Source organism: Frankia sp. CeTa3Moorea (genome assembly GCF_978021225.1).
Genome location: NZ_CDXDOR010000022.1, coordinates 1 through 11,013, shown reverse-complemented (window position 1 = coordinate 11,013; position 11,013 = coordinate 1). Strand labels below are relative to the sequence as shown.

The window sequence follows — 11,013 nt, the reverse complement described above, 5'->3', positions numbered from 1 at the left end:
CCCGCGGGACGGCGAGAACAGCCCGGAGGACGGCGATACGATCGGCGTCCTCGCCCTCTGCCCGGGCCAGAGGCCTGGAGGGAGCCGCGGTGATGGAGACAATCATCCAGAATCGGGAGGACCCGATCCGGACGACGCCGGATCCGGCGTCGCCGTCCGTCCGCACCACACCCCATTTACCGGCCTCCGCCCTGCTGGCGGCGCGGGTCATCGAGAAGATGCTGGGCGAGCTGACGTTCCACCATCTCGGCATCCTCGTCGCGGACCTCGATGCTGCCCGGGAACGGTACGCCGTCTCCCTCGGGGTCGACGCGTGGGAGTCGCGGGTCGTCTCCGGCCCCGCCGTCTGGCGCGATCGACCGATCATGATCAAGAACGTCCGGATCGCGTTCGGCCGCTTCGGCAGCAGCCTGGTCGAGTTGGTGGAACCCGGCGACCGGCCGTGGACAGGGCGGGAAATTCTCGACCAACGCGGCGAGGGGATGTTCTCTATCGGCTACGAGGTCGACGACCTGCCGGCGTGCCTGCACCGGGCGGTCGCCGCGGGATGCCTGGTCGAGCAGCTCCGGCCGGACGCGCGGAACCCGCGACAGGCCTATCTCGACGCGGGTTCCGGACTACTGATCGAACTCATCCCCGGGGGCGCCGGACGGGACGGTTGGTGATTATTGTCCGAAACCTGCCGTCCTCGCGGACTTGTCTCGGCGGCCATCCAAATGTCATCATCAATCGAGGCCGCTCGGCACCCCCCGAGCCGGGCGGCCTCCCTGTGGGTACGGGCCTCCCGATGTTCCGCGGGCGTATCCAGGTCGCCCCGCGGGCTTGAGCGCGCCCTCCGCGACAAAGCGCTCCATGCCGGCGACGAAGGCGCGCGCGTCCTCGGCGGGCCAGTCGTCGAGCATGCGCTGGAAGACGTCAGCCAGCCGACGTCGAGAGCGATCGATGGCGGCCCGGCCCTCGTCGGTGAGCGTCAGGCGGACCGCGCGGGCGTCATCGGGATCGGCCGAACGGCGCAGCAACCCGAGCACCTCGAGACGATCACTGTGCCGACTCACCACCGAACGGTCGATGCCGATCTCCATGCTCAGCTTGCGCGCCGTGGTCGGGCCCGTGCGGGCCAGACCGTTGAGCACGGGGTAGACAGCCTCGTCGAGTCCGACGTCCGCCGAGGAGAGCAGCTCCCCGAACAGACGCGTCCGATTCGGCCGGGTGAGGAGAAGTCCGAGCGCTGCCGCGAGCCTCGCGCCGTCGTCTGAACCCACCACACGACCCTACTCTGCGTGCACCATGCACCAATTCGCGCGGGGCACGGATCCACACAAAGGCACGGATCCACGCGGGGCAGCGACCCACGCGGGGCGTCGGCGGCGCGCGCGAGCGACGAAGACGAGCGGGAGGAGGTGCGATGGCTCACACCCGACCCGACGGAAGGGGGGCGACTCCCGGGCGCGGCAGAATTGCCGCGGCGGCCCGTGCAGAACCACCGCAAGGCACCACCGCAAGGCACCACCGCAACGCACCACCGCAACGCACCACCGCAACGCACCACCGCAACGCACCAGGCAGGCGCTAGCACGCGACCGCGGATCCGGAAGGCACACCTTGACGGGCATGCTCACAGCGCAGCGGACGAGCCCGATCGAGCGGATCACCGCCGATCATCGACGGGTCTCGGTGGACCTCGGCTCACGCAGCTATCCGATCGATATCGGTCCCGGGGTCCGCCGAATCCTGCCCGACATCGTCGCGCGGATCGGCGCCCGGCGGGCCGTCATCGTCTCGGCGCGGCCGCAGGACGCGGTCCCCGACCCGGGCGTGCCGGTGCTGCGGCTGGCCGCACGGGACGGCGAGACGGACAAGAACCTGTCGAACGTCGAGGCGCTCTGCGGCCGGTTCGCGGCTTTCGGGCTGACCCGGTCAGACGTCGTCATCTCCTGCGGCGGAGGGACCACCACGGACGTCGTCGGACTCGCTGCGGCGCTGTACCACCGCGGCGTGGCGGTGGTACACCTCCCGACATCCCTGCTCGCCCAGGTGGACGCGAGCGTCGGCGGGAAGACGGCGGTGAACCTGCCCGCCGGCAAGAACCTCCTCGGCGCCTACTGGCAACCCAGCGCCGTCCTCTGCGACACCGACTACCTGCGGACCCTGCCCCAACGGGAGTGGATCAACGGCTACGGCGAGATCGCGCGGGCCCACTTCATCGGCACCGGGGACCTACGCGGTCTGCCGGTGACGGAGCAGATCGCCGCCAGCGTGGCGCTCAAGGCCGCCGTCGTCGCCCGGGACGAACGGGACTCGAGCCTGCGCCACATCCTCAACTACGGCCACACCCTGGGGCATGCCCTGGAGCGCGCCACCGACTTCGCGCTGCGCCACGGTGAGGCGGTGGCGATCGGCACCGTATTCGCCGGCCGTCTCGCCAGGGAGCTCGGCCGGATCGGGGACGATCGGGTCCGCGAGCACCTGGACGTGGTCCGCGGGTACGGGCTGCCGACGGCCCTGCCCACCGAGGCGGACGCCGCCGAGCTCGTCGCCGTGATGCGTCTGGACAAGAAGTCGACGAACACCGGCCTCACCTTCGTGCTCGACGGCGCGGACGGCCCACAGCTGGTGGGCGACATTCCGGAAGACCTGGTCATGAAGACGCTCGGCGACATGCCGCGCGGGCCGCTGGCCTGAGGCCCATGCCACCGGCCCCGCGTGCCATCACGGGCACCACCCGCCTGTTCGCCGTCGTCGGGGATCCCGTCAAGCAGGTACAGGCGCCGTCGTTACTTAATCCGCTGTTCGACGAACTCGGGCTCGACGCCGTCCTCGTACCGGTGCACGCCCGGCCGGCGGACTTCCCCGCCGTACTCGATGGACTCCGGCGCATCGAGAACCTGGACGGTATCCTGATCACGATTCCGCACAAGGTCGCCGCATGCGCCCTCGCCGACGAACGCAGTCCGGCGGCCGCGATCAGCGGGAGCGCCAACGCACTGCGCCGCGGCCCGTCCGGGCGCTGGCAGGCCGACAACTTCGACGGAGCGGGATTCGTCCGGGGGCTGACGGCCGCCGGACGCCCGGTGGCCGGAACGCGGGTCTCGCTACTGGGCGCGGGCGGCGCCGGCAGCGCCATCGCGGCCGCGCTGCTCGACGCCGGCAGCACGCGGCTGTCGATCTACGATCCGGACCGGGAGAAGCGCGACGGCCTGCTCGCCCGCCTCGACGAGCACTGGCCGGGCCGCGCCGTCGGCGTCGCGGCACCCCTGCTGCACGATGTCGATCTCGCGGTGAACGCCACGCCGCTCGGCCTGCGTCCAGACGATCCGCTCCCCTTCCCGCCGGACGGGCTCGCGGCGGGCTGCGTCGTGGCGGACATCATCATGAAACCGCCCGACACCCGCCTGCTGCGGGCCGCGGCCGCACTCGGCCTGCCGACCCATCCGGGCATCCACATGCTCGCCCACCAGATCGGCTTCTACCGCTCGTTCTTCGATCTCGTCCCGGCGGCACCCGCCTGACGATCTGCGAGGGCTCATGCGTGCACAACCTCCAACCGGCTGTCTGGGTATCGACGTGGGCGGCACCAAGGTCGCGCTGCGCATCGAGGCCGCACAGGCCGGGGCGGCACAGGCCGGGGCGGACCCGACAGGAGGCGACGAGCAGGTCGGCCCGGCCAGGCCGAGCGGACCGAGCGGACCGGACGGACCGGACGGACCGGACGGTCGCGTCAGGCCGGTGGAGACAACCTTCCAGTGGTCGCCGTCGGCGACTGCCACCCAGGACATCGACGATCTCGCCGCACACGTTGCCGCGCTGACCGCCCGATGGGGCGGTCGGGTCGACGCCGTCGGCGTGGCGATGCCCGCAACCATCAACGCCGCCGGCCGGGTCACAACATGGCCGGGCCGGCCGGCCTGGACCGGGCTCGACCTCGGCGCCGCGCTGCGGGATCTGCTGCCGGGCACCACCGTGGTCTGCGGCGACGACGGCGATCTGGCCGCGCTCGCGGAGGCGGACGCGGCCGGCTGTGAGAACGTGGTCTACCTGGGGGTCGGGACGGGCGTCGGCGGCGGGATCGTGCTCGGCGGCCGGTCCTGCCCGGGGCCCGGTCGCGGCTCCAGCGAGATCGGACATCTGATCATCTCGTCCGGCGGGCCCAGCTGTGACTGCGGCCGCCGCGGATGTGTGCAGGCAACCGCATCCGGGCCGGCCACCCTGCGCCGGGCCGCCCAGCGGCGTGGTGCGGAGGTGACCTTCGCAGACCTGCGCGCGGCCTGGCTCGCGGCCGACCCCTGGGCGGTGCGGACAGTGGGCGAGAGCGCCGCGGCGATCGCCGCGGCCGTCGTCGGGCTGACCGAACTGCTGCATCCCGCGATGGCGGTGGTCGGCGGCGGGTTCGCGGCCGGCCTGCCTGGATTTCCGCAGGCGGTCGCCGAGCATGCCCAGGCCCTTGCCCGCCCGGGACATCCGCCCGCGCCCATCCGCCCGGCGCTGCTGGGCGGCCTGTCCTCCCTGTTCGGAGCGCTCCTGGCGGCTCAGTCGCCGGCGAGGATCGGTCGGCCGGCCTGAGCCGCGGGGACACCGGCGGTGCCGGCGGGTTCGACCGGGTGCGGCCGGAGAAGGGACAGCAACTCCGCGGGCCGGCGCAGCGCCGCGTCCGGCTCGGCCGCGACCAGCTCGGCGCCGTCCGCCTCGCCCCACAGCGCGGCCACCGCCATCACGCCGGCCGCACGCGCGCTCTCCAGGTCGGCGACCGCGTCCCCGATCATCATCGCCTCACTCGGCGCCACGCCCAACAGCTCGAGTGCCCGGTTCACGATGTCCGGCGCCGGCTTGGGACGGGCGATCTCATCAGAGCCGATGACATAATTGAAGATCGGCAGAATGTCGAGCTCACCCAGCAGGTGCCGGGCCCGTGGACCGGCCTTGCCGGTGGCGACCGCGAGCCCGAGGCCGCGCTCGTGCAGGGTCCGCAGCAGCGCGGCGATCCCTTCGAAGAGCACCACCTGGTGGGCCAGCCGATAGCTCTCGCGGACGAACGGCTCCTCCATCTCCAGCGGCAGATTCATAATCCGCATGATGTCCGGGAAGTACCGTCCCAGGTGCCGGTTGTACTCCTCGAACGGGGGCTCGCCGGGACCCACGACCTCGGCGTAGGCGATCGTGAACGCCTGTCGCATCACTCCGAAGCTGTCGACCAGCACCCCGTCGAGATCGAAGATGACCGCACGTTTCCGCGCTCCGGACGCCGCCCCGGTCCCGGTGGTGGTCATGGCGGACCAGGGTTTCAGCTCAGTTCCCACGTGCCCCCCGGGCTCGGCGTTGGGTGCCGTTCGATATTCGTGACGCAGGTCGTGTGACACAGGTAGTGGCCGCGTGGCCTCAGCGAGTCGCGTGCGCGAGCAGCGCGACGGACCGGTGCGAGCGCGCGGACTCGTAGAACCTCTCGATGGCGGCGATGGTCGGGCGAACCTCCTCGATCGCCCGCCCCCGGGACGCGGGATCCGCCAGCAGCCCGGGCAGTTCGTCGAGCTGACGGCGGTACTCCGTCCCGATCGGTTCGGCGGGCACAGGCACCGCCATGGTCTCGCCGGCCCGGGTGCGGGTCAGGATCGAATGATCCTGCCGGTTCGGGCCGAAACCGAACGTGCAGCGCAACGACGCGGTGCCCGCGGCGCCCTCGACGTTGATCAGGGTGACGTCCCGGGCCTCGTGCGAGGCCCAGCTCGCCCGCAACGACACCGAGACCCCGTTCTCGGTGACCAGGAAGCCACGTGCGGTGTCCTCGACGTCACCGTCGATGCCGACGGCCGGCCCGGTGCCATCGTCGTGACGCCAGGAGGCTGCCCAGGAGCCGTCGCTGACGAAGTCATCCGAGATCGTCCCGACCACCTGCTGGAAACGGACGCTGCCCAGCAGCGGGATGAGAGTGTCGAGCAGGTGCCAGCCGAGGTCGACCAGGGCCCCGCCGCCGGAGAGGTCCCGCCGGGTGAACCAGCCGCCGGCGTCGGGAATGCCCCGGGCCCGGATCCAGGCGAGATCGACGTGCCGGATGGCACCGAGCCCGTCGGCGAGCTCGTAGAGCCGGCTGACGTCCGCCCGGTACCGCGCGGCGCTCCCGGCGAGCAGGATGGCGTCGCCCGCGCGCTCGGCCGCCGCGAGCCGGTCGGCCTCGGCCGAGCTCAGGCACACCGGCTTCTCCAAGAAAACCGGAACACCGGCGCTCAGCAGCCGGGCGGCGATGTCGGCGTGCCGGTGGTTGGGCACCGCCACGACCGCAAGATCGACCTGAGTCCGGTCGATCTCGTCGACGTCGGCGAGCACGGCCAAGCCCGGGTCGGCCCCGGCCGCCGCCCGGCGAGCCTCGGAATCGGAATCGACGGCCGTGACCACGACGAACTCCGGGTGTTCTCGCAGCCGGGGAAGCCAGATCGACCGGCCGGCCCAGCCCAGCCCCACCACGGCGATCCGCAGCGGAGTCCGCCTGGGGTTCCCGGTCTCGCCTCGGCTCACAATTCGGCCAGGGTCTCGGCCACGATGGCCGCGACCTGGTGCATCTGTTCTTCGGTGCCGAGCAACGTCCGGTGGTGCAGCCAGATGCCGTCCGCGCTGATTGCCTCGGTGTTCGGGCAGTGCTTCGCGATCTCGTCCACCGTCTCGTCCGGGGCGCCGGTCTCCCAGAAGCCGTTGGACCGGTAGATCGCCCGGAACGCGGCGAAAGCGGGCAGCCCGCGGTCCACAAGGGCGTCGACGAACGCGTTGCGGCGCTCCTCACTGAACCCGGGCAACCGGAACATTGCCATGTAGTGCGGATTGCGGTCACACCGGTCGTCGCGGCCCTGCGGGACGACGCCCGGGATGTCGGCAAGCGCCCCCGCCAGCACCGGCCAGCGCTCCTCACGCGTGTCAATCTGGCCGGCCAGGCGGCCGAGCTGGGCACGCAGGACCGCGGCGGAGAACTCGTTGAGCCGGAAATTCGACCCGGAGGTCTGGTGGAAGTACCGGCGGTCCGTGCGTGGCCGCCCGCAACTGTGCCGCAGGAAGCCGAGTTCGTGCAGCTCGGCGTCGGGGAAGGTGACGGCGCCGCCCTCACCGGCGGTCATGAGCTTGCCGTTCTGGAAGCTGAACGCCGCCACCGAGCCCAGCTCACCGAGCTTCTTACCCTGCCACTGCGCACCGTGCGCGTGCGCCGCGTCCTGGATCAGCGGGACCCCGGCATCCGCGGACAGCTTCGCCAGGGCGTCCATGTCGCAGACCTGGCCCGCCATATGCACCGGCATGATCGCCCGAGTGCGTGGGGTCACCGCAGCTGCCGCGGCGGTGACCTCGATGCAGTACGTGTCCGGGTCGATGTCGACCGGCACGGCCACCGCGCCGAGGCGCTGGGCCGCCTGCGAGGAGGAGATGAAGGTGAACGCCGGCACGATGACCTCACTGCCGGGTCCGACCCCCAGGACCTGCAACGCGAGCTCCAACGCATGCGTCCCGTTGGTTACGGCGAGGGCGTGGCCGGCCCCATGGTAGGCAGCGAATTCCCGCTCGAAGGTATCGACCTCGCTGCCACCCATGCGCCACCATTGGCCCTGTTCCAACGCCCGGATCAGACCACCGCGCTCCTCGTCGGAGTACTGCGGCCAGGCTGGCAACTCCGGCGCATGCCCTGCTCTACCGATCACGATCCCCACCCTTTTCTTACCTGTGGCCATACCGTTGTTCTCCGCGCCGGGATCAAGGTTCCGTCGACAGTTCCATTATCGCGACCGGCGAAGGAATCCACACAAGAGGATGCATGACGGACGGTACCTCGGTACCCCCGGGTTTCCCATCGACCTCCGGATGTGACACATCAGCATCAACGGACGGGCTACAAATGAACTCTAGAAGAACATCTCAGCCAATCCGCCCAGCTCACAGGTGTCCAGCAGATGGCTTTGCTATAAATGTGGGGTTCCGGATATCCGGATAAGAGACGCCGGCCGTCGAGCCGGCCAGCCTGTCTGCGAGGTGCCGTGCCCACGCTACTTCTCCTGAATGGCCCCAATCTGGGCATACTCGGCCGGCGCCAGCCGGAAGTTTACGGCACGGCGACACTGGCCGATATCGAGGCGGCCGTCGCGGCTCGGATCTCGGACCGAGGATGGAAACTGGTCTCCGTGCAACGTGAATCCGAAGGTGAATTGATCAACACCATTCAAGATAATTACGGCTCGATCGGCGCGATCGTCAATCCAGGTGCGCTGATGATGTATGGCTGGAGCCTTCGCGACGCTTTGGCCAACTATCCGAACCCGTGGATCGAGGTCCATCTCTCCAATGTCTGGGCCCGGGAGTCCTTCCGGCACGAATCCATTCTCTCGGCGCTCGCCCGGGGAGTGATCGTCGGCCTGGGGGCCCTCGGGTACGAGCTTGCCGCTCAGGCGCTGCTGGACCTCGTCCCCGCGCCGAGCTGAGACGTCCCGCCGGGCCAGGAAAGACTCTTCGGATGGCTGGTCACGCGGAGCAGCATTCGTACCCCCTTCCCAACGTGACCAGGCCACCCGCGACGTGGAACTCCCCACGCCAGGCCGGCCGGCTTCGGACGCACGAGCGTCCTCGGCCCGGTGTCATCTCCTCGGCCATGTCGATTCCTCGGCCGTGCCGGTCCGGCTCGGGCTTCCCGGCAGGCCGAAGAACCGGGGTGGCGCATTACTGGAATATGGCCGTACGGCCCTTTAGGGCATTTTTGGACACGGCCCTTTAGGGCATTTTTGGACGATGTGTTGCAAAGACCGGACCGGGGCCGCCGTACTTCCGCATCCGCAATGCCGGCGGGAGAGTGCCGCCCATGACGACGCACCCTGTTCATCCCGTTCATGAGGAACGGTCCTCCCAACGGACGATCATTCGCCGAGATTCGCCGGTGGGCCTGTCGGTGGCGGGCCCCACCACCCCCTACCAGGTGACCACCTCCAGGTGACCACCTCCGCCGGAAGCGCGGTGAGCTACTCCGGCGCGGTGAGGGCGTGGGTGGCGGCCGCGGCAACGGCGGGGGCGAGCCGTGGATGGTCGAGGGGAGGCAGCACGCTGCCGGGCGGCGTCTGACCGACGAGGGCGTGCACGGCGGCGAGGCGGGCAGCGGGGGTGACCGGGCGGCGAGTGGTGACGACCGCCCGCAGCAGTCCGGGCAGCGCGTGCAGCGGGCGCGGGCCCGAGGTGGCGCGGGCCAGCGGAGGGGGCGTCTCCGGGCGGGTCCGCAGGACGGGAACGCCCTTGGGTGGCGCCGCCAAGCCGATCAGGTCGACGATCAGATCGAGTTCGGGGGCGAGCAGGTGCAGCGGCTGGATGCCGTAATCGACCGGATCGTAGAGAGTGATCTCGTGGATGCCGACACCGATCAGTAAGCCGGCGAGATCGCCGCCCCGAGCCGGGTCCACGACGGCGACGCGGGCCCGCCCCGGCGCGAGGTCACGCGCCCGGAGATGGTTGAGGACCGCGGCCGCGGCGGCGACGGCGAGACCGTCGTTGACGGTGTCGAGCAGCAGATACGGGGCGGCGGACCGCAGCGCGGCGCGGGCGGCGTCGATACGGCGGACGTGTGTGTGGACCAGGACGGTGGCGGCGAATCCCGGAGCGAGCATGCCGATCGCCGCGGCGAGCTCGGCTGCGGTGCGGGCGGCGATCGGCATGGGGATGACGTCGAACCCGGTCGCCCGGTGCAGGTGGACCGCCTGGGACTCGACCGCTGGCAGGGCCGCCTCAGCGGCCAGCGGCTCGAAGTCCAGGACGGCGCTGCCGTCGGTGAGCAGCGCCACCCGGCGCGGCCGGCCGGTGAACCGGTCGGTGTGCGCCGGGTGCATGGCCAGGTGGCTGATGACGCGGCGATCGGCGTCAGCGTCCAACAACGCAAGATCGTGACCGGTCATGACCGACGCGCGGAGACACTGGGCGAGTTTGCCGGTCGACGCGACGGTGAAGACGGGATCCTCGGTCTGCAACAGATCGGCACCCAGCCGCTCCCGTAGCGCCCGGACCAGCCAGGTCAATGTGGACCCGCTGTCGGCATCCAACGTGATCCGCCGGCCGCCCCCGGGATCCGGCTCGTCCGCGTAGCACATCACGGGGCCGGGGGCCGCGGCGATGACCGCCTCGATAATCATCGTGGCCCGGTGCGGAACGCGGACCGTGACGCTGTAGGCGGGGTTGACCCCGGCTGGACCGGCTGAACCGGCCGGGACAGCCGGGCCAGAGGGCGTCACGCCGGCTCCACCCGTGCCCGACTCCGTCGGGTGCGCGCCGGTCCCCCAGGCGACCCCTCGGCGGGACTCCCGGGAATCGGTCCACCACATTTCATGCTCATGAGGAGCTTGTCCCCGCTTCGCGCAACTCGGCCAACAGCCCGGCCTGCCCGGCCGCCATCTCGGTCAGAATCCGCCGGGCCGCGCGCATCAGCTCCGCCACGTCCCCGCCCGCGAGCGCGTACACCACCGTCGGGCCGTCCCGCGTCGCGGTCACGATCCCGGACCGGCGCAGCACCGCGAGCTGTTGGGAAAGGTTCGACGGCTCCACCTCGATCGCGGCCAGGAGATCCCGCACCGGCATCGGCCCGTCCTGCAGCAACTCCAGCACCCTAATCCGCACCGGATGTCCAAGCATGCGAAAAAATTCCGCTTTAGCCTGGTACAGCGGAACTCGCCTCGTCACGAGCCACCTCCCGTCGACTCCGCACAGCTCCGGCCAGGGCCTACCGGCCGAGGTACCAACCTGGCCGGAGTACCGGCGACCGCCCACCCAGAGACCACGTCGGCATGATGAGCAGCGCCGCGACCCGTTCGCGCCCGATGGCGGCCTTCCCGCCAGTTACAGAATTTATCAACTGTTCGTTACCACACTTCGGAGCCGGAAAACGGCTCTTTATCGCACGGCACGGCTCCACGGGGGGCGCTGTGTCCAAGATCTCGCTCACCCCATACTTTTGATCATGTAAATTGAAGAAACTTTCAATTTTTCATCCCAGCATACGGGAGGATCGGGTCCGCGTCGAGA

The 11,013-nt window shown here is 70.4% G+C and carries 11 protein-coding genes; 5 read left to right on the top strand and 6 right to left on the bottom strand.

The features are described from left to right. Window positions 1-92 precede the first annotated feature (92 nt). Window positions 93-665: a VOC family protein gene (locus AC08OV_RS06590; RefSeq protein WP_476612473.1), complete on the top strand. Its 573-nt coding sequence runs from the start codon at window positions 93-95 to the stop codon at window positions 663-665. A gap of 60 nt (window positions 666-725) precedes the next feature. Here AC08OV_RS06590 and AC08OV_RS06585 read toward each other — a convergent pair whose 3' ends face one another. Continuing rightward, on the bottom strand, window positions 726-1,262 hold the full coding sequence (locus AC08OV_RS06585) for a MarR family winged helix-turn-helix transcriptional regulator (protein WP_476612463.1): 537 nt from the start codon (window positions 1,260-1,262) through the stop codon (window positions 726-728). Between the two features lie 349 nt (window positions 1,263-1,611). Here AC08OV_RS06585 and AC08OV_RS06580 point away from each other — a divergent pair, with 349 nt between their 5' ends. From AC08OV_RS06580 to AC08OV_RS06570, 3 genes are read left to right on the top strand one after another with little or no spacing between them, the layout of a single operon-like run. Then, window positions 1,612-2,682, top strand: a complete 1,071-nt coding sequence (locus AC08OV_RS06580) for a 3-dehydroquinate synthase family protein (protein ID WP_476612474.1) — start codon at window positions 1,612-1,614, stop codon at window positions 2,680-2,682. Between the two features lie 5 nt (window positions 2,683-2,687). Continuing rightward, the gene (locus AC08OV_RS06575) at window positions 2,688-3,509 is read left to right on the top strand and encodes a shikimate dehydrogenase family protein (protein ID WP_476612464.1); all 822 of its coding nucleotides are present in this window, start codon (window positions 2,688-2,690) and stop codon (window positions 3,507-3,509) included. Window positions 3,510-3,525: 16 nt separating this feature from the next. After that, window positions 3,526-4,560: an ROK family protein gene (locus tag AC08OV_RS06570; RefSeq protein WP_476612465.1), complete on the top strand. Its 1,035-nt coding sequence runs from the start codon at window positions 3,526-3,528 to the stop codon at window positions 4,558-4,560. On the opposite strand, the gene AC08OV_RS06565 is transcribed toward AC08OV_RS06570, so the two are convergent. The 3 genes from AC08OV_RS06565 to AC08OV_RS06555 form a co-directional block, all read right to left on the bottom strand. Next, window positions 4,527-5,264: an HAD-IA family hydrolase gene (locus AC08OV_RS06565; protein WP_476612466.1), complete on the bottom strand. Its 738-nt coding sequence runs from the start codon at window positions 5,262-5,264 to the stop codon at window positions 4,527-4,529. The genes AC08OV_RS06570 and AC08OV_RS06565 overlap by 34 nt on opposite strands. Before the next feature lie 109 nt (window positions 5,265-5,373). Beyond that, on the bottom strand, window positions 5,374-6,504 hold the full coding sequence (locus AC08OV_RS06560; RefSeq protein ID WP_476612467.1) for a Gfo/Idh/MocA family protein: 1,131 nt from the start codon (window positions 6,502-6,504) through the stop codon (window positions 5,374-5,376). Then, on the bottom strand, window positions 6,501-7,697 hold the full coding sequence (locus AC08OV_RS06555; RefSeq protein ID WP_476619447.1) for a DegT/DnrJ/EryC1/StrS family aminotransferase: 1,197 nt from the start codon (window positions 7,695-7,697) through the stop codon (window positions 6,501-6,503). Before AC08OV_RS06555 ends, AC08OV_RS06560 begins: the two co-directional genes overlap by 4 nt. Before the next feature lie 303 nt (window positions 7,698-8,000). Between AC08OV_RS06555 and AC08OV_RS06550 the strand changes: the two genes are divergently transcribed. Beyond that, the gene (locus tag AC08OV_RS06550; RefSeq protein ID WP_462188008.1) at window positions 8,001-8,441 is read left to right on the top strand and encodes a type II 3-dehydroquinate dehydratase; all 441 of its coding nucleotides are present in this window, start codon (window positions 8,001-8,003) and stop codon (window positions 8,439-8,441) included. Between the two features lie 531 nt (window positions 8,442-8,972). On the opposite strand, the gene AC08OV_RS06545 is transcribed toward AC08OV_RS06550, so the two are convergent. Continuing rightward, window positions 8,973-10,226 carry a malic enzyme-like protein gene (locus AC08OV_RS06545; protein ID WP_476612470.1) on the bottom strand — a complete coding sequence of 418 codons (1,254 nt, stop codon included), beginning with the start codon at window positions 10,224-10,226 and terminating at the stop codon, window positions 8,973-8,975. 97 nt (window positions 10,227-10,323) lie between these two features. Further along, complete coding sequence (locus tag AC08OV_RS06540) at window positions 10,324-10,671, bottom strand: ArsR/SmtB family transcription factor (protein ID WP_476612471.1); 348 nt, start codon at window positions 10,669-10,671, stop codon at window positions 10,324-10,326. Window positions 10,672-11,013 lie beyond the last annotated feature (342 nt).

What these genes read in the sequence shown, in the direction of transcription:
- AC08OV_RS06590 (WP_476612473.1), top strand. Translation starts at nt 93, where the DNA reads ATGGAGACAATCATCCAGAATCGGGAGGACCCGATCCGGACGACGCCG.
- AC08OV_RS06580 (WP_476612474.1), top strand. Translation starts at nt 1,612, where the DNA reads ATGCTCACAGCGCAGCGGACGAGCCCGATCGAGCGGATCACCGCCGAT.
- AC08OV_RS06575 (WP_476612464.1), top strand. Translation starts at nt 2,688, where the DNA reads ATGCCACCGGCCCCGCGTGCCATCACGGGCACCACCCGCCTGTTCGCC.
- AC08OV_RS06570 (WP_476612465.1), top strand. Translation starts at nt 3,526, where the DNA reads ATGCGTGCACAACCTCCAACCGGCTGTCTGGGTATCGACGTGGGCGGC.
- AC08OV_RS06565 (WP_476612466.1), bottom strand. Translation starts at nt 5,264, where the DNA reads ATGACCACCACCGGGACCGGGGCGGCGTCCGGAGCGCGGAAACGTGCG.
- AC08OV_RS06555 (WP_476619447.1), bottom strand. Translation starts at nt 7,697, where the DNA reads ATGGCCACAGGTAAGAAAAGGGTGGGGATCGTGATCGGTAGAGCAGGG.